This is a genomic window from Vibrio fortis (genome assembly GCF_024347475.1).
GTDB lineage: Bacteria > Pseudomonadota > Gammaproteobacteria > Enterobacterales > Vibrionaceae > Vibrio > Vibrio fortis.
Window position 1 is genome coordinate 2,181,775 of the sequence record NZ_AP025487.1, and the last position, 21,070, is coordinate 2,202,844.

The following is a 21,070-nucleotide window of genomic DNA, read 5'->3' on the forward strand; positions in this document are numbered from 1 at the left end:
CTGATACAGTCGCGCCCAATTAACTCTACCCTCTTAGGACACCTCTGTGACTAACAATGAAATCTTGCGCCGTATCCAGCACGCGCTAAACCTAAAGAACGCTCAAATCATCAAAGCCTTTGAGCAAGCTGATACGACTATTGCGCATGACCAAGTAAACAACTGGCTAAAAGCTGAAGGTGAAAAGTCATTCTCGAAGATGAAAGATAAAGACTTGGCAATCTTCCTAAATGGTTTCATTAATCTTAAGCGCGGCAAGAAAGACGGCGATCAACCGAAACCAGAAGTATCACTGACTAACAACATGATCTTCATGAAGCTGCGTATTGCATTAAATATGAAGGCTGAAGATGTTTTGGATGCACTAGAGGTGATGGGAATTAGCTTAAGTAAGTACGAAATTGGTGCCTACTTCCGCAAGCCAAACAACAAGAATTACAAAGCCTGTGAAGACCAACTACTGTGCGACTTCTTAAGCGGTGTTCAGTTCTCTCAACGTCCAGATTCAGAAGAGTTTGCTGGCTAGATTTGCTTCCGTAAGCAAAACAGTAAATCAGACATAAAAAACGGCGAGCTATCAGATAGCTCGCCATTTTTATTTGTTCGCTGAACTTAGACGATTAGCAGCGCTTAGCTGTCATCTTCAGTAAAGTTCGTTGGCAGTGTCGTTTTCATTTCGTTCCAAATCTGTCCACTTGCAACACCGTAGTTACGGATCACCAATGGCAAGTTTTCACGTTCACCGCTCTCACAGATAACTAACAGCTCTTTATAGAAATCCATCGCTAGGCGACGCGCTTCTGGGTTAGAGAAGTAGTAGCTACCGATACGATCGTATAGCTTACGAACGCCGTTGAAAATCAGACCATAGATTTGGTTGCCTGAATGGAACGCAAGGCGTTGGAACAGCATGTAGTCATAAAAGTTGAAGGTTTTAGCAATTAGAATCGCTTGGCGTTTTTCTTCATCTTTTTCGTTGTCTTCTTTTACTGCGTGCTTGATTTTCTCTGCATATGGAGACGACTCAACAAACTCATCCCATGTTTTAGATGCTAGCAGTGCTTCACACGACTCAATCACATTAATGATTGTACGCTCAGAGTTTTCTTTGTTCGCTTTAAATGCATAACGCATAAAGATAGGGCTGATATTTGTACGTGCTGCAAGCAAGTCTTCTACGATATTGGTCGCGTTATCAACGTCTAGCGTCATTAACGTATCAAGAATATGCAGTCCCGACGTTTCCATGAACTGGTTCACCTTTGTTGGCTTACCATGTTGAATCGTCAACCATCCATCACGGGCTAGGCGCTGAAGTACCTCACGCAGTGTTGTACGAGTAACACCGATTAACTCAGACAGCTCACGCTCAGCTGGTAGGATTGAGCCAGGGGGAAAACGGCCGTTCCAAATACTTTCAATAATATACTTCTCTGCAAATCCTGCCGGGCTCTTCGCCTTAATGACCATCTACACTTCAATCCAATTTAATTATTTTGCTTTAATTGACTCATCATACCACTAGTTAGCGCCTCTCGGAAACACCTCGAAAAGTTTACTGACGCCAAATCAACAATAGAGCTAAAACTCTAAATTGCGGCACACGTTTGCACCTTTAGTCTAATATAGCTGCATGGTATAACACCAAATTAAACAAAATTTTAACACAACATTTTTTCAGTAAAATCAGCGATATAGCTCATAATTTTAAATCTATTAAAATGCAATATTAAGTTGTAATAATCGAACATAAGGTGAGATTATTATGTAAATTTCAATCATTTCACGCAAATATTGATTCTAGTCGGTTTTTCTCACATTTTTAGTGTTATGCTTGCGCTACTTTGATCGCGTTTTTCAACAAAAAAGAGGTATTTTTAGGCCAACAGAGCATTTCCTGTTGACTAAATGTTATCTAAGAGTAGAGTTGCGCTCAAAAATGAGCAGTGCACGAGTTTCTAAGGGAGTGACTTGGCAAGGCCACAGAACATTACATGGAATGTAGTTTTTCTAAGTCACTGTTAGTTATAGTTTTTAACAAATTTCTATAGCTCGAAACTCGAATGTTGTATTGCTTGTCTATTCATAATCAACATAAAAGAGTATTAACATGCCGATGTCTCTCGGAAACGCTTTCATCAAGAACTTTCTTGGTAAGGCTCCTGATTGGTATAAAGTTGCCATCATTTCGTTTTTAATCATCAACCCATTTGTTTTTTTCCTCGTTGATCCATTTGTTGCAGGCTGGCTACTCGTCGTAGAATTTATTTTTACGCTAGCAATGGCGCTCAAATGTTACCCTCTTCAACCGGGTGGCCTGTTAGCTATTCAAGCTATCGCAATTGGCATGACCAAACCTGAAATGGTTTACCACGAAATTCAAGCCAACCTGCCAGTATTACTCTTACTAGTATTCATGGTTGCCGGTATCTACTTCATGAAGGAGCTACTGCTCTTTATCTTCACTAAGATACTGCTTGGCATCCGCTCTAAGATTCTACTTTCCGTCGCATTCTGTGTTGCAGCGGCTTTCTTGTCAGCATTCCTAGATGCACTAACGGTTATCGCGGTAGTAATTAGCGTGGCAGTCGGTTTCTACTCTATCTACCACAAAGTCGCTTCAGGCAAAGGCTCTAACTCTGCACACGACCATACTCACGATGAAGAAATTTCAGAACTGACTCGCGAAGACCTTGAAGACTACCGTGCATTCCTACGTTCACTGCTTATGCACGCAGGTGTGGGTACAGCGCTAGGCGGCGTTATGACCATGGTAGGCGAACCACAAAACTTGGTTATCGCTAAACAAGCGGGTTGGGAATTCGGTGAGTTCATCATCCGCATGCTGCCAGTAACTCTGCCAGTGTTTATCTGTGGCATCATTACTTGTGCGCTCGTTGAGAAACTAAAAATCTTCGGTTACGGTGCAAAACTACCTGCAAACGTTCGTCAAATCCTTGTTGAGTTTGACAACACGCAGAAAGCAAGCCGCACTAAGCAAGACATCGCGAAGCTTTGGGTTCAAGGTGCAATTGCAGTATGGCTAATCGTTGGTCTGGCTCTGCACGTTGCAGAAGTTGGTCTAATTGGTCTGTCTGTGATCATCTTAGCAACGGCTTTCACTGGCGTGATTGAAGAACACTCTATGGGTAAGGCGTTTGAAGAAGCACTACCATTCACCGCTCTACTTGCTGTGTTCTTCTCGATTGTTGCTGTAATCATCGACCAAGGCCTATTTAAGCCAGTGATTGATGCAGTACTTCACGTTGAAGATAAAGGGGCTCAGCTCGCACTGTTTTACGTAGCGAACGGTATTCTATCAATGGTTTCGGATAACGTATTCGTTGGTACGGTTTACATTAACGAAGTGAAAACAGCGCTAGTCGACGGTATCATCAACCGCGACCAGTTCGACCTTCTTGCAGTTGCAATCAACACAGGTACTAACCTACCTTCAGTTGCAACACCAAACGGTCAGGCAGCGTTCCTATTCCTACTGACTTCTGCTCTAGCACCACTTATCCGCCTATCTTACGGCCGTATGGTAATCATGGCATTACCTTACACTATCGTACTGGCGCTTGTGGGTTTGGCAGGTATCGTGTTCTTTGTTGAGCCTATGACGGCTTGGTTCTACGATGCAGGTTGGATTGTACAGCGCACTGGCGAAGTCACTTCTGTGATTTCAAGCGGTCACTAATCGGTGTGAACTGACACAATGCGAGTAAGTGCGTCTAAGTAATGAAAAATAATCATTGATTAGGAAACTTATCCAAGATAAAAAGCTCTGAGTATTCAGGGCTTTTTTAATTTTATTGAAGGACTAAATTCGTGAATTTTCTTGTAATGCTCAAAGACTTCTCCAAAGGCCGACTTTCTTGGCTGTTATTACTTGGCTTCGTAATCTTCTTTGAAGCATGTGCGTTGTTCTTCCAGCATGTAATGATGCTTGGCCCTTGTGTCATGTGTATTTACGAACGCGTTGCTATGTTGGCTATTGGCCTAGCAGCTATATTAGGAGCAATCGCGCCTCATAATCCGTTGGTGCGCTGGCTGGGACTCGCAGGATGGGGATTTGGGGCCTACAAAGGCCTGATGCTCTCGTTGCAGCATGTGGATTACCAGTTTAATCCTTCTCCGTTTGCAACCTGCGATTTGTTTGTGACATTCCCTAGCTGGGCACCTTTAAACGAATGGGCACCTTGGATGTTCGAAGCTTATGGTGATTGTGCGAAGGTTGTTTGGCAATTCGTTGGATTATCAATGCCACAATGGTTAGTCGTGATTTTCGCGGGCAATTTAATTGCACTAGGTGTCATCGTCATCTCACAGTTCGCTAAGTCTAAATAAGCGTCATCAATTACCCATATGACCCGTCCTGATATGGGTTGACACTTTTTAGTCAAAACGCTCGATGTACTTCATCGGGCGTTTTGTATTTTAAGGCCGTATGTGGCCTCATTTGATTATAGATTTCTACTGACTCGGCGACCATTTTTCTCGCCTGAGCAACATCTTTAGGTTTCTTCAACAAGTATTCCATTTTCAAAATACCATTTACTCTTTCTGCCAACGCATTTTGATAGCAGTCATATCCATCCGTCATGGAACACACGACCTTGTGCCTAGAGTGTAGGTCTTGGTACTCCTTTGAACAGTACTGTGAGCCTCTATCTGAGTGATGGATTAGGGTGTCCTGATTTCGACGTTCTCTCAAAGCTCTTATAAAAGCTTGTTTTACAGCCTTCGTCTGCATGTTGTCATCCACACTGTATCCGACGATCTTTCTGGAATAGGCATCAGTGATAAGACTGACGTAACTGTTTCCTTCATAGGTCGGAAGGTAAGTAATATCAGCAACCCACAACTGCTCCGGTCTTTCGGGCTTAAAGCCATCCTTTATTTTATTTGGGTGACAGTAAAACCTATGATGGCTATCCGTTGTTCGATGGTAAGCACGTTTAACCTTCACAAGCAGCCGATGATGTTTAAGCAGAGAAAATAGATAGTCCCGACCTACTTTCATTCCAGTTTTTTCCATCATGTATTTAAGCTTTCTCGTTCCTATTCGAGCTTGTTTGATGCGAGTTTCACGGACAAAGCTCAGAAGAGCTTTGTCACGCTGTTTACCACGATCGTCAATAAGGCATTGTTTGTAGTACGCTTGCCTAGAGATGTTGATGATTTGGCAAAATCTAGTCACCGTGAGCTGAGCTATGTTTTGCTCTTGGACGACGCACCTCTGTGCTTTTTTACAACACGGACACCATGGTCTCGCTCCATAACTTTTACTACTTCTTCAAAGAAGTCGGCTCTCAGTTTGGTATCTTCAAGTTGCTTTTCTAGCTCTTTGATACGTTGCTCTGGCGTGGGTGGTGAATTGAATTCAGACATAGGTAAACCTTTCTTCAGGAATCGAGGTGTGCCTCCAGACCAATCGAGTCGGCCGTGCTTTCGGAGCCACACTAATACTGTAGAACAACCTTGTATTCCGTATTTGTCTTGTGCCTGTTTATAAGTCAGTTCACCTCGCTCGACTTGGTCAACAACATCCAATTTAAAAGCGAGGGAGTAATCACATTGAGTTCGTCTAGTTACTGATTTCATAACACTCTCCAATTTTCTACTTGGGGAGTGTCAACCTTATTTAGGACGGGTCAATACCTCATAAAAAAGTCGACCACTAAGGTCGACTTTTTCATTTCAATTAACGGCTTAATTAAGCATTTGCTCGACCGCAGCACTGTTTGAACTTCTTACCACTTTCACATGGGCATGGGTCGTTGCGACCGATGTTTTTGAATGGGTTCACACTTTGAGCTTTGTTACCTAGCATCGCTTCATCAGCAGCCAATGCCACTTCATTGACCATTAAATCAACCTGTCCAACTAAATCAAAAAGCGCTGGCGGATTTTCTAAACCTGCTGCAATCATTTGTTGCTGAGTCTGCTCCTCATCGATCGCTAACATCAGTGTTGTTAACAGTGCTTGAAGCATTCTCAGCGTGCCGTCAGCCATATTAGCTTGTTGCCACTGCTCTTCCACCGTTGGCCAAACCATCATGAAGCCTTCAGCAAAATCAGCGAACTGCTCATTAAAGTCACCTTCAGCCAGAACCTCTGTCAGCAAGTATTCACTGCGCTGAATCAAGTTATGTTGACGATTAATTTGCTCTGTTACCAGACCAATGAAACTCTCTTCAGCTTCTGGCGAGATCACAGCTAGCCACTCTTTTGGGTCAAGTGGCTTAGTCGCTAGGTTAGATGCCAAGATCGCACCTTCAACAAATTGCGGTGTACACTCTTGCGGCAAGCCATCTTGGTTTAGTAATTGGTATGTCATTGGTTCTTCATCGTTCATGTAAGATTTGCGCTAAGTATACTCGTTATCCTTCATCTTCATAGTTTACGACTCTCTGAAATTACTATGATGGTGCGAATTTCTTGAAAAATCGCCAATAGTGACAATCTACAAGCGACACCGTACAATCACGCCTCTTAATTTTCAGGACAGAGATGTTTCGGTAGTTCGATATGCGAGTAATACTAGGCCCGATGGAGGGTGTGTTAGACCACCTTATGCGTGAGATCCTCACAGAGATTAATGACTATGATCTTTGTGTGACAGAATTCGTTCGCGTTACCGATCAATTGCTACCGCCACACGTCTTCCATCGACTATGTCCGGAACTTCATCAAGGCTCTCAAACCATGGCCGGTGTTCCCGTTCATGTACAGCTTCTTGGTCAGCACCCACAATGGATGGCTGAGAATGCCATTCAAGCCGCAAGTCTCGGTGCAAAGGGCATCGACCTGAACTTTGGCTGCCCAGCTAAAGCAGTAAACAAGAGCAATGGCGGTGCCTCGCTGTTGAAAGAACCTGACCTTATCTACAAAGTCGTGAAAGCCTGTCGCGAGGCTGTTCCTGAACATATCCCAGTATCCGCTAAAATTCGCCTTGGTTGGGAAGACCCTGAAGAGTGTTTTGAAATTGTAGATGCCATTGAGCAAGCGAAGGCTGATGAGTTAACCGTCCACGCTCGCACTAAAACAGGCGGCTATAAAGCTTCTGAGATCAAATGGGACTACATCAACCAGATCCGTCAAAAGACTCAACTACCATTGATAGCCAATGGTGAAATTTGGAACTACCAAGACGGTCAGAATTGCATTAAGGCAACTGGTATCGACTCTCTAATGGTGTGCCGCGGTGCGTTTAACGTGCCGAACTTAGGCAACGTGGTAAAACACAACCACCAGCCGATGCCTTGGAAAGAGGTCTTAGCGCTGCTATTACGCTATTCTGAATTCGAGATCGAGGGAGACAAAGGGCTTTACTACCCTAACCGTGTCAAACAGTGGTTTGTTTATCTGCGTAAAGAGTATCCAGAGGCAGAAGAGATCTTCCGTGAAATCCGTACCTTCAAAAAGGCTTCACCAATCGTTGAACACATTCAACGTTACCAAGACAAGCTACTCGCCTCTCCCGCGATCTAATCCAGTCCAAGATCTTCAAAGCGGCTCATAAAAGCCGCTTTGAGAACTAGAATACGATTTTATTCTTACCTGTTGTTTTCGCAATATAGAGTTTCTCGTCTGCACACTTAAACACTTCATCAAAGCCTAAATGGACATCCTCCGACTCCACAATGCAGGCACCACCAGAAACGGTGAAACCTCCCTCAATGACATTGGTCGACTGATCACAAATCGAGGTTTTGACACGGTGCAGGATATTCTTAAGGGTTTGAGTCTCCTCACCTCTTAAATAAACAACAAACTCTTCTCCGCCGAATCGAGCACCAACATCACTACTGCGTATTCCATTGTGGATCTGGCGTGCCATATAGCGAATCACTTCATCACCTTTATCATGACCAAAGGTATCGTTAATGCTTTTGAAGTTATCAATATCAAAGACGACCAATACAAATAGCTCATCATGTTGAACACTGCGCCAGAACGCTTCTAGACCACGTCGGTTGAGTAACCCTGTCATCGGGTCTTTCGCAGCCAGTTCCTTAAAGTAACCCTTCTCTATCGTGCTGTTGATGTAAAACAAGATCATGATCATGAACAAATACACTGTTAGCGCAACAAAGATACTGTCTGTTTCCGTGTCAGCGAAAGATTTAAGTTCTTTCCAAACATCGAGTTGATAGAAGATCAAATGATGCGCAGCCACACCGTGCAACTCGAGTGGCTGTATCCAAATGGCGTCATCCGGTGGCAACGCGCGAGTCAAATCGACAATATTGATTTGTCCAGCGAGCAAATGGCTTTCCGAAGCCAGCAATTTTCCTGAATCGATATCTACCGACAACATACCTTGATGACTGCCTCGGTAAAAAACGGGGATCGTCATACTAATCACACTGTCTAACGTATCAGTGCGAAATGCAGGGCCTGTTAACGTCAACATATCTGGATTGTTCGCCGTTTTTTGCCAATAAGGTCGACTTTTAATCGTCGACAATAGCTCTTTTCCTAGCCCCTTAGCGAAGTCCTCCGGTGATGAGATCACATACCCCTTGGTGTCAATAAAGTGCACACCGAGATAATAGTCATCTAACTGAGCTAAAAAGGAGAGAATTGGGGCAAGTGCGACTTTCTCACTCGCACTTCGATAAGCGTCACTCAATTCAGAGCACAATGTTTCGTCGCCGACCAGCATGTAGTTGATATCGACAGAAGGAATGTCCGCCGTTTTACCATCGGCAAGCAGTAGTCCATCAATAGGCCATATTCGACATACACCATCAACTACAGTTTTGTTGTGGTCTAAAAAGAGAGGATTGCTGGATTTGTAGTAGTTTGAAAAGCTGTAATCTAATGCTGTCACCACCGTAGTCGTGCGCTCAAAAGCATCGATGACTCTTTGGTACTCGTATGTAACTTCTTTCTCTACAGCTTCAAGGTGATTTTTAACAATAAGCGCAAGTAACATGCTGATAATGATGGCTGGGAAGCCAAAAACAAAGGTTAGGCTAAAGTGCCTATTAACTTTCATAAACTGTGTGCTCTTTCGCTCATCTATTTCCCATTAATATTATTACATCAGCAACGACAATCAACCTGCTAAAAATATGTAATTTGTTATTTCACATATAGATATACGAAAAAACAGTCCTCTATCGCAATTTTTCAAAAAAGGACTGTTTCAAAATAGAACCTTACTCGTCAATCATAGAGGTGAGAATAAGAGTACTTGAGCTGATAGTGCATTGACGGGGATACGCGCTTTCCCATCTTCAATTTGGAACACCAAGCTTTCATCAATCGCAGATTTCAATACACCTGATTCAATACCCAGCTTCCAAACAGGCAGTGTAATTTCAGACATCGATGAGCCAAGATTAATGACAGTTAGGGTGTGCTCCTGCTCTAAGCTTCGAGCATAAATCAACACCTCATCATCACAATAAAGTTCCTGATAAGCCCCCGTCTGTAAACTCGCTCGTTCACGCCTTAATTGAATTAAGTTCTGGGTAAACGCAAACCAACTCGATGTCTGTTCTTCACCCCATGGGAAACAGCGTCGGTTGTCAGGATCTTGCCCTCCTTCGAGCCCAACTTCAGTGCCATAGTAGAGGCAAGGCGTCCCGACATATGTCATCAGTAACGTCAGAGCAATGGATTGTTTCTCAACGTCACCTTCCAACAAGGAAATAAATCGAGCCGTATCATGGCTGTCTAACTGGTTCAGTTGCGACAACTGATTCTGCCAAGGGACTTTTGCACGAGCCTCGCCTAACCATTCAGAAAAGTCTCGCATACTGATATCAATAGGTTCATAAGCGATATCTTGCTTCGCTAGCAAAGCTCGAACAGGATGTGCGAAACCATAATAGTTCATTGAGCCATCTTCTTGGTCACCCTGCAGCCACGAAGTCGCTTCAAAGAAGTGCTCTCCGAGTATATAAGCATCTGGGTTTTGGCTTTTAGCCGCGTTACGAAACTCTCTCACGTAGTGGGCGTTGTTATAAGCCCCCTCTCCTTCTCCAAGCATATGAATCACATCAAACCGCCATCCATCAACGGAATAAGGTGCCTTAAGCCAGTGTTTGATCACCGAATCTTCTGATTGATAGATATACTCGCGAACGGATTCATTGGAGAAGTTCAATACTGGTAGAGAGTTGATGCCCTTCCAACCTACGTAAGTTTGTGCATCATCGTCATTGAAGAAGTAGTAGTCATGGTATTCAGAGTCTGGTTTACCAAAAGCCCCAGCATCCCCTTTGCCTAACTTATCGAACCATGGGTGTTCTACAGACGTATGGTTAAACACCGCGTCTAACACCACTTTCATCCCCCTTGAATGCAAATCATCTGACAGAGCAGCAAACTCTTGATTTGTACCGAAGTGAGAATCGACGTTGTAATAATCAGTCGTATCGTATTTGTGGTTACTAGGAGATTGAAAAATTGGGTTAAGGTACAGTGCGGTAACGCCCAACTCTTGCAAGTAATCCAGTTTGCTATGAATACCCGCCAAATCACCACCAAAAAACTCTGCAGCCCCCGTCCCATTGTGGCCTTCAACATCTGCTCCCCACTCTTTCACGACAACGTCGACGGTGCCTTCTTTAAGACGGTATTCACCAGGTTGAACGCTAATCTCGGGATTTCCATTGCAAAAACGTTCTGGGAAGATTTGATAAAACACCTGTTCCGCCACCCAATTTGGCGGTTGATGATCAGCGTTGAGTTTAAAATGATGCGCGCGACTTGGCATACGAATATGTACACCTTGTGAGTCCAACCAAAACTGGCCAGATTGGCTTAGCAGCTTAAAAGTATAGTGAGTTATGGCTTGGTCGGTGTTAAGCGGAATCTTCGCTTCCCACACAAACAGTCGCCCTTGCTTGCCGGCCAATGACATATCGACCAAATACTCTTCATTGTCCGGCTCATGACGTATTTGTACCTTGGCCCAGTCATCACGCTCCGTATGGAGCTTTAAAGTAACAACTCTTTGCTCAAGTTGAACATAATCGGAGGTTTGAGCATGAAATAGATATGGACGCATAACGAATCTCGCACGTTGACTGATTCGCTAAAGATATGAAAATTCCGATTCCCCACAATGTGAAAACCATCAACAATTAAAGTGGATCACGCTTTGTAGCCCTACATTGTTCAAATAAAGTTCACTACTTAATGTTTTGTAGGGCTGCTGCTTACTGGTTGATTGTCGCTTGATCCAGAATCGAGCTTGGTGGTGTGATACGAAACTTCTTAAGCGCGTCTAGGTTAATCTTGATCGTTGAATGGCTAGGCGTTTTGACGTTCAACTTACCCGGTTTTTCACCCTCTAGTATCGCTGTTACATACTCAGCTGTTTCCAAGCCGATCTGATAATAGTCTAGCCCCGCTCCAATGACTGCGCCGTTTTTAACATATGCTGTAGTACCCGCAACAACAGGAGTGTTTTGGCTGTCGGCGGCTTGAATCAGGCTATCAATAGCACTTGCGATAGTATTGTCCGTCATCGCATAAACGACATCCGATTTAGCTGCCACAATACGGGTTTTCTCTTCCACCTCGTCAGCAGTAAACACTGGCTCGATATGCAAGGCTAAACTGTGTTGTTGAGCCGCGATTTTCAAAATCGATATCAGAGCGACGGCGTTAGACTCACCAGGGTTGTAGACAACACCAATAGAATCCACATCAGACATGATCGACTTAATCAGCTCTACATGTTGATGTATTGGAGAGAGATCAGACAACCCTGTCACATTGCGACCAGGCTTCTCTAGACGTCTCACCAAGCGTGCACCAACAGGATCTGTTACAGCTGTAAAAACGATAGGGATAGTACGCGTTGCTGAAACTAACGCCTGCGAAGACGGAGTGGCAATCCCTACTAGTACATGTGGATTCTTGCTCACCAATTCTCGCGCAATTTTCGCAGCTTGTGCAGGCATGCCATCTGCAACTTGTGAAACCAGCTCTAGATTCTCTCCGTTTTTGTAGCCATGCGCTTCTAAACCGTCAATCAGCCCTCTATGCGCGGCATTTAAGTCTGGATGATCAATAATCTGAGAAATCGACACTTTCGCACTGCTTGCCAACGAGGCAGTAGAATAGATTAGTGCCAGCACACTCAACAACATGGCACTCGACCAATTCAACCCTATTTTCATTGACACTCCCTGTTATGACGTCGTTTACCCTAACAACCATACTTACGCTGTTGCATAAAGAGAACAGCGTGTTATTACATTACTGATAGTATTACCAGTAAGAGGTGAACAACGAAAGCCAAAAATAACAAAAGTGCAACAAGTGTCGAATTTATGAGCTAGCTTCAAAAATTAGAGTGAAAGGTCTGAAATAGAAAAATGAAAAGGCGATGATGCGCACAAAAGAAGGGGGTTTACTGTGAAGATCAAAAACGCCCCGAAAGGAGCTCACGGGGCGCATTGTTTGATGGTGCTAATGGTCGTCGGCTCGGATCAACTAGGCTGTTGTCTGGGCCTTGGACAGGTCGATGTCGAAGTTAAAACCAACGTTCCATCGATGATTTGTCGAGCTGGCGAAACGCTCGGTTTAAGATAATCGCCAACTCTTTATAGCGCGGGCGAGACTTCATAGGCTCTAAAGCAAAGCCCGTTTCAGTGATCTTTTCATGCAATTCGCGGTACCAAGACACAAGCGCTGGTGGCAGTTGAGTGTTGGAGCGATTGCCTAACCACCACATACCTTGCAACGGTAAGCTAATTGCGAATAGTGCCATAACCACAGCTTGTGGCATCGCTTGATAATTGTTGAATACCATCTGCGTTAAAATACTGATCGCGGCGATCGCTGGCATAACCTTAATGCCGAAGCGAGTTGCCTTAATGATGCGTTGCTCGGGAAAGATCGCATTTAACTCTTTTCTGACAGGCCAGAGATCCATGTACTTTTGGCCATCTTTTAAACTACTGGCTAACCCAACTCTATTGCTCATATGAGTCTCCCGTTAAAAAAAAGTTGAAATCATCAACTAAAAACGCAAAAAATTGACGAAAAATAATATTCTTTCAAATTTTTTTGTTATATTTGCACAATATCGCTATTATTTGCAGACCTCAATCTCATTGTTGCCCTTATTTACAATTTAAGCAACTTTGTGACGACCTCTGCAAGGATTGCACCTGTCCCTTTTATGACGAAAGGCGACATTCACTTATACGGAAATTAATGTTTTTTTGACCAAGATTAGTACGCAAGCTTGTGTGCTTCGTCTATTCTTGTGATTGATTTTCACCCTTAACTGATTTTATCAGACAAATTTACAGGTAGTCATTCATGTCTAAGCTAGTTTTAGTTTTAAACTGCGGTAGTTCTTCTCTTAAATTCGCTGTTGTTGACGCAGAAAACGGTGACGAGCACCTAACAGGTCTTGCAGAGTGTCTGCACCTTCCTGAAGCTCGCATCAAGTGGAAACTTGACGGCAAACACGAAGCTCAGCTAGGTAATGGCGCAGCTCACGAAGAAGCGCTAGCGTTCATGGTAGAAACTATTCTTGCTTCTAAGCCAGAACTTGCTGAAAACCTAGCAGCAGTTGGTCACCGTGTTGTACACGGCGGCGAGAAGTTCACTCAGTCTGCACTAATCACTGACGATGTACTGAAAGGTATCGAAGACTGTGCTGCTCTAGCACCTCTTCACAACCCAGCTGCTATCATCGGTATCAAGGCTGCTCAAAAGTCATTCCCTGGCCTACCAATGTCTGCTGTATTTGATACTGCATTCCACCAAACAATGCCTCAAGAGTCTTACCTATACGCTCTACCGTACAAACTGTACGAAGAGCACGGCATCCGTCGTTACGGCATGCACGGTACTTCTCACCTATTCATCGCTCGCGAAGTAGCAGAGCAACTAGGCAAGCCAGCTGACGAAGTAAACATCATCAACTGTCACCTAGGTAACGGTGCATCTGTTTGTGCAATCAAGAACGGTAAATCTGTAGACACTTCTATGGGTCTTACTCCTCTTGAAGGTCTAGTAATGGGTACACGTTGTGGTGACATCGACCCTGCGATCATCTTCCACCTACACGATTCTCTAGGTTACTCTGTTGAAGAAATCAACAACATGCTAACTAAAGAGTCTGGTCTTGCTGGTCTAACTGCTGTTTCTCCAGACTGTCGTTTCGTTGAAGACAACTACGGTAAAGAAGAAGCTGCAACTCGCGCAATGGACGTAATGTGTCACCGTCTAGCGAAATACATCGCTGGTTACACTGCGACTCTAGATGGTCGTCTAGACGCTATCGTATTCACTGGTGGTATCGGTGAGAACGGCGCTCCAATCCGTGAACTAGTACTTAACCGCCTAGGCATCTTCGGTATCGAAGTTGACGGCGAAGCTAACCTAAAAGCTCGCTTCGGTGGTGAAGGTGTTATCACTACTGCTGACAGCCGCATCCCTGCGATGGTTATCTCTACTAACGAAGAGCTAGTAATCGCTGAAGACACTGCACGTCTAGCAGGTCTTTAATCAAGATTTATACCGCTAGCTCACCTGGGCTAGCGGTATTTTGATACAAAAATGGGGCTCAGCTTCTATTCCTATTCCTACCCTTCAATAGGAATATGAAGTTGAGCTTTTTTTAATCCAATAGCTAAAGGTACTCATACGAATGTCTCGTACTATTATGCTTATCCCTACAAGTGCTGGTGTTGGTCTAACTAGCGCAAGCATGGGTGTTCTTCGCGCAATGGAGCGCAAAGGCGTTAAGGTTTCTTTCTACAAACCAATCTCTCAACCACGCTCTGGTGGTGACCAACCTGATCTAACGTCAACTATCGTTGGCACAAACAGCGATGTTAAGATCGGTCAACCTCTAGCGATGTCTGTTGCTGAAAGCCTAATCGGTAACGACAACATGGACGAGCTACTAGAAACTGTTGTTGAGCGTTACAACCAGATCAACAAAGATGCTGACGTAACACTTATCGAAGGTCTAGTACCAACTCGTAAGCACCCATTCGCTAACCAAGTGAACGCAGAAATCGCTGCAACACTAGGTGCAGAGATTGTACTAGTTGCAACTCCGGGTACTGACAACCCAGCTCAACTTAAAGAGCGCATCGAAGTAGCATGTTCTAACTTCGGCGGCACTAAGAACAAAAACATCTCTGGTGTTATCATCAACAAGCTTAACGCGCCAGTTGATGAAGCGGGTCGTACTCGCCCTGACCTTTCTGAAATCTTTGACGATTCAGACAGCGCTCAGCAAAGCGAACTAAAAGTAATGGAGATCTTCAACACTTCTCCTATCCGTGTACTAGGTTGTGTGCCTTGGAGCATCGAGCTAATTGCTACTCGTGCTGCAGACATGGCTTCTCACCTAAACGCTGAAATCATCAACGAAGGTGAACTGAACACTCGTCGTATCAAGAGCATCACGTTCTGTGCGCGTTCACTGCCTCACATGATTGAGCACTTCAAGCCGGGTTCACTACTAGTAACTTCGGCTGACCGTCCTGACGTTATCGTTGCAGCAGCACTTGCAGCAATGAACGGCGTTGAGATCGGTGCAGTTCTTCTAACTGGCGGCTACGATATCCCTGCAGAAATCGAAGAGCTAATCAAGCCAGCTCTAGAAAGCGGTCTACCAATCTTCAAAGCTCAAGGTAACACTTGGCAGACGTCTCTAAACCTACAAAGCTTCAGCCTAGAAGTTCCAGCTGACGATAAAGAGCGTATCGAGTTCATCAATGAACACGTTGCGGGTCACATCGATGGCAACTGGATCGAGTCTATGACTGAAGGTACTCAGAAGTCTCGTCGTCTAAGCCCACCAGCATTCCGTTACCAGCTAACTGAATTCGCTCGTAAAGCGGCTAAGCGTATCGTACTTCCTGAAGGTGACGAACCTCGTACAGTGAAAGCTGCGGCTATCTGTGCTGAGCGCGGTATCGCGGAATGTGTACTTCTAGGTAACCCAGAAGAGATCAAGCGTGTTGCAGCGCAGCAAGGCGTTGAGCTAGGTGCTGGCGTTAAGATCATCAACTCTGACGAAGTACGTGAAAACTACGTTGCTCGTCTAGTTGAACTGCGTGGCGCGAAAGGCATGACTGAAGTTGTTGCTCGTGAGAAGCTACAAGATTCTGTATTCCTAGGCACAATGATGCTTGAGAACGACGAAGTTGACGGCCTAGTTTCTGGTGCTGTTCACACTACAGCGAACACTATCGTTCCTCCGTTCCAAATCATCAAGACTGCACCTGATGCGTCTATCGTATCTTCTGTATTCTTCATGCTGCTACCTGACCAAGTACTGGTTTACGGTGACTGTGCGATCAACCCAGATCCAACAGCTGAACAGCTTGCTGAAATCGCTATCCAATCTGCTGACTCTGCAGCGGCATTTGGTATCGAACCACGCGTTGCTATGATCTCTTACTCTACTGGTGAATCTGGTAAGGGTGCAGACGTAGATAAAGTACGTGAAGCAACCAAACTTGCTCAAGAGAAGCGTCCAGATCTAGTGATCGACGGTCCTCTACAGTACGACGCGGCTATCATGGAAAACGTTGCTGCTTCTAAAGCGCCAAACTCTCCAGTAGCAGGTAAAGCGACAGTATTCGTATTCCCTGATCTAAACACAGGTAACACGACTTACAAAGCGGTACAACGTTCAGCAGATCTAGTATCTATCGGTCCAATGCTTCAAGGTATGCGCAAGCCAGTAAATGACTTGTCTCGTGGCGCTCTAGTAGACGATATCGTTTACACAGTAGCTCTAACGGCTATCCAAGCAGACCAAGCTGCTCAAGCTGAAGAAAAGGTCGTTAACTAATTTAGTTACGAATTTCGCTCAGCAATATAAGCGCAATTATCTATAAGCCCATGTTGATGCATGGGCTTTTTTTATGTCAAAATATGGTATGAAATACGAATTAATAAATTGAGTTTAGCAGGCAGAATAAATGACAGCAGAGTTTACTAAAGTATCGACTATCCGAGATCGCGTTCTAAAAAATGTCAGTATCCTCCTCGGTCTGTTTATACTCATCGTCGCCTCTACCAACTTCTTTCTCACCAAGAACTATATTCTTGGCACTCTAGAGGTTCTGATTTCATTAGTTTTTTTTCAAATCTATTTTAAAGTCCAGAGAAAACAAGGGCTAACATGGCAACCTACTCTGGTTGCATTTCTCATCACTGTTGGCCTGATTTATGGCTTTTACCATACGAGAACAAACTCGGCGATCGTTATGTGGGTATACGTACTCCCAGCTTTGTATCAGCTCGTTTTTAATCGAATGTTTGGTACCATCGCAACATTTTCAATGCTCGCAGTGACAACAGCCATTTATTTCCCAAACCTGTTTAATGACGATGTTTATCCTTTTGCCTTTATCAACTTTGTTATTCCTTACACCATGATATGGGCGATTGCTTACAACCACGAAACGGTCAGAATTGGGGTTCAACAAAGATTAGAAGAGTTAGCAAGAACCGACGCACTCACCAAAGCATTTAATCGCCTCGCTTTACAACAAGATGTTGCCAACAAACTACATTGCTGCGCGAAGAGCCACCTACTTCATTTCGATTTGGATTGGTTTAAGCGCATTAATGATACTTATGGGCACAGCGCTGGCGACAAAGTGTTACAAGCTATTGTGGCTGAGATCAAAGCCGTAATCCCTAGCAGCAAAACTTACCGGATCGGCGGAGAAGAGTTTTGTGTCATCTTCTGCACAGACGACTTCCAACAAGCGTTAAATGATAGCGAAAGGCTAAGAACGAGTATTGAACAACTAACGATTTTTAATGATCAGCAAAAACTCAAAGTCACGATCAGTGGTGGGTTGATTGAGCTTCCTAACCAGTGCACTCAATATCAACTCGATAAGGCTTTAAAGAGCACAGACAAGATACTCTATAAAGCCAAAGAGATGGGAAGGAATAGGATTTTTGCGGTCTAGCGATCGCGGCCGTGTGCTGAGTCTAAATCTAATTCAGGCCCTTTAGGCACAACTTGAGTTGGGTTAATACCAGTATGGCTGTAGTAATAGTGACGTTTAATATGGTAGAAATCCGTCGTCTCTTTAATACCCTTCACTTGGTATAGCTCTTTCATATAACCATTCAAATGTGGGTAATCGGCAATACGTTTTTTATTACACTTGAAGTGTCCAACATACACCGCATCAAAGCGAACTAAAGTGGTAAACAAGCGCCAATCTGCTTCTGTAATTGTATCTCCAGCCAAATAACGGTTCTTTGCTAAGTGTGCATCCACTTTATCTAGCGCATTAAATAGCCCCTCATACGCTTCTTCATAAGCCTCTTGAGTGGTTGCAAAACCGCAACGATAAACACCATTGTTGATATTCGGATAGATGAAGTCGTTCCACTCATCAATCGTATGGCGCAGCGCTGGTGGGTAGTAATCGTCGCTATTTCCCGTTAAATCGTTAAATGCGGAGTTGAACATACGAATGATCTCAGATGATTCGTTACTCACAATGGTGTTGGTTTTCTTATCCCACAATACAGGAACCGTAACACGACCTGTATAGTCCGGCTTAGCTTGTGTATAGATTTGGTGTAAACGGGTATGGCCAAATAGCGGTTCAGGTAGCCCCATTTGCCAGCCTTCGCTCATCATATCTGGGCACACCACAGTAACATCGATATGCTCAGTTAGGCCTTTAAGCGCTCGAAAGATAAGTGTTCTATGAGCCCAAGGACAAGCTAGCGAAACATACAGGTGGTAACGTCCGCTTTCAGGTTGAAACGGTGCATCTGCACGGTTCTCTACCCAACTACGAAAGCCTGCATCCTCTCGCACGAATTTACCATTGCTCGATTTCGTATCGTACCAAACGTCGTGCCACTCGCCTTGAATTAACTTACCCATTTTGACCCCCTTCATATTCAAACTTTTATATACCAATCACAACTAGTATAAAAAAAGCCAACTTTTTCAAAACTAGAAGAAGTTGGCTTAGTTGTTCGAATTATTTGAATAAGCGTCAGGCATAAAAAAAGCGTGACTGTTTGACCAGCCACGCTTAAGCCTGTCACAGGCTGAATTAGATTCCGCTATACCTGAACATGAAGACAAGATACTGCGTGAACATCGTTGCCTTGAATCTTTGGTTTAGTCTCAGCACAAGCTTCTGTCGCTTGAGGACAACGAGTACGGAACACACAACCTGATGGAGGGTTGATTGGTGACGGTAGATCACCTTCCAACATCTGGATAGTTTTACTGCGCTCAATACGAGGATCCGGAATTGGAACTGCAGACATCAACGCCTTGGTGTATGGGTGCTTAGGATCAGAGAACAGCGCATCCGATTCACCTAACTCAACCGCATTACCCAGGTACATTACCAATACACGGTCAGAGATGTGCTTAACCACTGACAAGTCGTGCGCGATAAATACCAACGAAAGACCTAACTCTTTTTGTAGCTCTTTCAGAAGGTTAACTACTTGAGCTTGGATAGATACGTCAAGTGCCGAAACTGGTTCGTCACAGATGATCATCTTAGGTTTCAAGATAAGCGCACGTGCAATACCGATACGTTGACACTGACCACCTGAGAACTCGTGTGGGTAACGGTTGATTACGTTTGGTAGTAGACCTACTTTCGCCATCATCTCTTTAACGCGATCTTTCACTTCCTGCTTTGAAAGCTCTGGATAGAAAGTCTCTAGTGGCTCAGCAATGATGTCACCAACCGACATACGTGGGTTAAGTGATGCTAGTGGATCTTGGAAAATCATCTGAATCTCTTTACGAGTTTCACGACGTTGAATCTCTTCCATTTTCGTTAGGTCTTGACCTAACCACATCACTTCACCGTCTGTTGCTTCCACCAAACCGATGATTGCACGAGCGAATGTTGACTTACCACAACCCGACTCACCTACTACGCCCAGCGTTTCACCTTCGTAAAGGTGGATGTCAACGCCGTCAACCGCTTTCAGGTTAGAAGGCTTAGCCCAAGGCCATGCTGACTTAGCCGCGATGCTAAAGTGAACCTTAAGATCTTTAATGTCTAATAGTAACTGCTTATCTACACTCATTTTTTCCAAGCCTCCCAATCAGAAAAACATGCACGCTGACGGTCATTTCCGAATGGTGTCAGAATCGGTGCTTCTTGCTTACAACGGTCCATCACACGGTGACAGCGGTCTTGGTACGGACAGCCTGGCGGTAGACGAAGTAAGTTTGGCGGGTTGCCTGGAATAGTCGGAAGAATCTCACCTTCAGTATCAAGACGAGGGATTGCTTTCAACAGACCTTCTGCATATGGGTGGCTTGGGTTGTAGAAGATTTCATCTACTGTACCGTATTCCATTGTACGACCTGCGTACATCACAAGTACTTTGTCACAAGAACCCGCTACCACACCCAAGTCGTGGGTAATCATGATGATTGCTGTGTTGAACTCATCTTTAAGTTCGTTCAGCAGCTCCATGATCTGCGCTTGAATAGTTACATCCAATGCGGTGGTTGGTTCATCGGCGATAAGCAGCTTAGGACGACAAAGTAGTGCCATTGCAATCATTACACGCTGACGCATACCGCCAGAAAATTCGTGTGGGTACATGGTGATACGCTTGCGCGCTTCTGGAATCTTAACAGCTTCAAGCATGCGTACAGATTCTTCGAATGCTTCTGCTTTGCCCAAGCCTTTGTGAAGCATTAGGACTTCCATTAACTGATCGCTCACCTTCATGTAAGGGTTAAGCGAGGTCATTGGATCTTGGAAGATCATCGCGATCTGTTCAGCACGAACCTTGTTCAGCTCTTTTTCTGGAAGGTTAAGGATCTCTTTACCTTCGAATTTTGCGCTACCAGAGATGATGCCGTTTTTCGCCAGCAGTCCCATGATAGAAAATACAGTCTGTGATTTACCTGAACCTGACTCACCTACGATACCCAGCGTTTCGCCTTGGTTAAGTGAGAAGTTCAAGTCATTTACTGCGGTTACGATACCATCTTGAGTGGTAAATTCGACGCGCAGGTCTTTGACATCTAATAAGCTCATCATTGCTTCCTTAATCTTTTATAGCTTTTATATTTTTATTTGCT

The 21,070-nt window shown here is 44.3% G+C and carries 17 protein-coding genes; 7 read left to right on the forward strand and 10 right to left on the reverse strand.

Annotated features, from left to right (window positions below; translation table 11 throughout):
- Nucleotides 1-46 precede the first annotated feature (46 nt).
- The gene (locus OCV50_RS09415) at nt 47-526 is read left to right on the forward strand and encodes a YehS family protein (RefSeq protein WP_239841470.1); all 480 of its coding nucleotides are present in this window, start codon (nt 47-49) and stop codon (nt 524-526) included.
- A 104-nt stretch (nt 527-630) separates the two neighbouring features.
- On the opposite strand, the gene fadR is transcribed toward OCV50_RS09415, so the two are convergent.
- Entirely contained in the window at nt 631-1,470 is an 840-nt protein-coding gene (gene fadR, locus OCV50_RS09420; protein WP_032552021.1) for a fatty acid metabolism transcriptional regulator FadR, read from the reverse strand.
- A 640-nt stretch (nt 1,471-2,110) separates the two neighbouring features.
- Between fadR and nhaB the strand changes: the two genes are divergently transcribed.
- Both nhaB and dsbB read left to right on the forward strand, forming a co-directional pair.
- Entirely contained in the window at nt 2,111-3,700 is a 1,590-nt protein-coding gene (gene nhaB, locus OCV50_RS09425; protein ID WP_239841469.1) for a Na(+)/H(+) antiporter NhaB, read from the forward strand.
- Between the two features lie 146 nt (nt 3,701-3,846).
- Nucleotides 3,847-4,350, forward strand: a complete 504-nt coding sequence (dsbB, locus tag OCV50_RS09430) for a disulfide bond formation protein DsbB (RefSeq protein WP_261904154.1) — start codon at nt 3,847-3,849, stop codon at nt 4,348-4,350.
- A gap of 52 nt (nt 4,351-4,402) precedes the next feature.
- Here dsbB and OCV50_RS09435 read toward each other — a convergent pair.
- Both OCV50_RS09435 and OCV50_RS09440 read right to left on the reverse strand, forming a co-directional pair.
- Nucleotides 4,403-5,607, reverse strand: a protein-coding gene (locus OCV50_RS09435) for an IS3 family transposase (protein WP_261902741.1) whose coding sequence is annotated in 2 segments (ribosomal slippage) — nt 4,403-5,238 and nt 5,238-5,607 — 1,206 coding nt in all. Because the reading frame shifts where the segments join, the coding sequence is not laid out codon by codon here.
- Between the two features lie 112 nt (nt 5,608-5,719).
- Nucleotides 5,720-6,343: a YecA/YgfB family protein gene (locus tag OCV50_RS09440; RefSeq protein WP_261902889.1), complete on the reverse strand. Its 624-nt coding sequence runs from the start codon at nt 6,341-6,343 to the stop codon at nt 5,720-5,722.
- A gap of 191 nt (nt 6,344-6,534) precedes the next feature.
- Here OCV50_RS09440 and dusC point away from each other — a divergent pair, with 191 nt between their 5' ends.
- Nucleotides 6,535-7,497: a tRNA dihydrouridine(16) synthase DusC gene (gene dusC / locus OCV50_RS09445; RefSeq protein ID WP_261902890.1), complete on the forward strand. Its 963-nt coding sequence runs from the start codon at nt 6,535-6,537 to the stop codon at nt 7,495-7,497.
- A gap of 46 nt (nt 7,498-7,543) precedes the next feature.
- On the opposite strand, the gene OCV50_RS09450 is transcribed toward dusC, so the two are convergent.
- The 4 genes from OCV50_RS09450 to yfbV all read right to left on the reverse strand — a co-directional run bounded on the left by OCV50_RS09450 (nt 7,544) and on the right by yfbV (nt 12,961).
- Nucleotides 7,544-9,010, reverse strand: coding sequence for a sensor domain-containing diguanylate cyclase (locus OCV50_RS09450; protein WP_261902891.1), 1,467 nt, complete (start codon nt 9,008-9,010; stop codon nt 7,544-7,546).
- A gap of 174 nt (nt 9,011-9,184) precedes the next feature.
- Nucleotides 9,185-11,032 carry a maltodextrin glucosidase gene (malZ, locus tag OCV50_RS09455; protein ID WP_261902892.1) on the reverse strand — a complete coding sequence of 616 codons (1,848 nt, stop codon included), beginning with the start codon at nt 11,030-11,032 and terminating at the stop codon, nt 9,185-9,187.
- A gap of 151 nt (nt 11,033-11,183) precedes the next feature.
- The gene (locus OCV50_RS09460; protein WP_261902893.1) at nt 11,184-12,152 is read right to left on the reverse strand and encodes an ABC transporter substrate-binding protein; all 969 of its coding nucleotides are present in this window, start codon (nt 12,150-12,152) and stop codon (nt 11,184-11,186) included.
- Nucleotides 12,153-12,508: 356 nt separating this feature from the next.
- A complete protein-coding gene (gene yfbV / locus OCV50_RS09465; RefSeq protein WP_032552015.1) occupies nt 12,509-12,961 on the reverse strand; it encodes a terminus macrodomain insulation protein YfbV in 453 nt (150 codons plus the stop codon).
- Nucleotides 12,962-13,302: 341 nt separating this feature from the next.
- On the opposite strand from yfbV, the gene OCV50_RS09470 reads away from it, so the two are divergent.
- The 3 genes from OCV50_RS09470 (at nt 13,303) to OCV50_RS09480 (ending at nt 17,942) form a co-directional block, all read left to right on the forward strand.
- A complete protein-coding gene (locus tag OCV50_RS09470) occupies nt 13,303-14,499 on the forward strand; it encodes an acetate kinase (RefSeq protein WP_239841463.1) in 1,197 nt (398 codons plus the stop codon).
- A 142-nt stretch (nt 14,500-14,641) separates the two neighbouring features.
- Entirely contained in the window at nt 14,642-16,807 is a 2,166-nt protein-coding gene (gene pta, locus OCV50_RS09475) for a phosphate acetyltransferase (RefSeq protein ID WP_261902894.1), read from the forward strand.
- A gap of 130 nt (nt 16,808-16,937) precedes the next feature.
- Nucleotides 16,938-17,942 (forward strand): GGDEF domain-containing protein, encoded by a 1,005-nt coding sequence (locus OCV50_RS09480; protein ID WP_261902895.1) that lies wholly within the window; start codon nt 16,938-16,940, stop codon nt 17,940-17,942.
- On the opposite strand, the gene OCV50_RS09485 is transcribed toward OCV50_RS09480, so the two are convergent.
- The 3 genes from OCV50_RS09485 to oppD all read right to left on the reverse strand — a co-directional run bounded on the left by OCV50_RS09485 (nt 17,939) and on the right by oppD (nt 21,026).
- Nucleotides 17,939-18,880 carry a glutathione S-transferase family protein gene (locus OCV50_RS09485; RefSeq protein ID WP_261902896.1) on the reverse strand — a complete coding sequence of 314 codons (942 nt, stop codon included), beginning with the start codon at nt 18,878-18,880 and terminating at the stop codon, nt 17,939-17,941. The two genes, OCV50_RS09480 and OCV50_RS09485, sit on opposite strands and share 4 nt — an antisense overlap.
- Nucleotides 18,881-19,065: 185 nt before the next feature.
- The gene (oppF, locus tag OCV50_RS09490) at nt 19,066-20,058 is read right to left on the reverse strand and encodes a murein tripeptide/oligopeptide ABC transporter ATP binding protein OppF (protein WP_275665674.1); all 993 of its coding nucleotides are present in this window, start codon (nt 20,056-20,058) and stop codon (nt 19,066-19,068) included.
- Complete coding sequence (gene oppD, locus OCV50_RS09495; protein WP_261902897.1) at nt 20,055-21,026, reverse strand: ABC transporter ATP-binding protein; 972 nt, start codon at nt 21,024-21,026, stop codon at nt 20,055-20,057. Before oppD ends, oppF begins: the two co-directional genes overlap by 4 nt.
- Between the last annotated feature and the right edge of the window lie 44 nt (nt 21,027-21,070).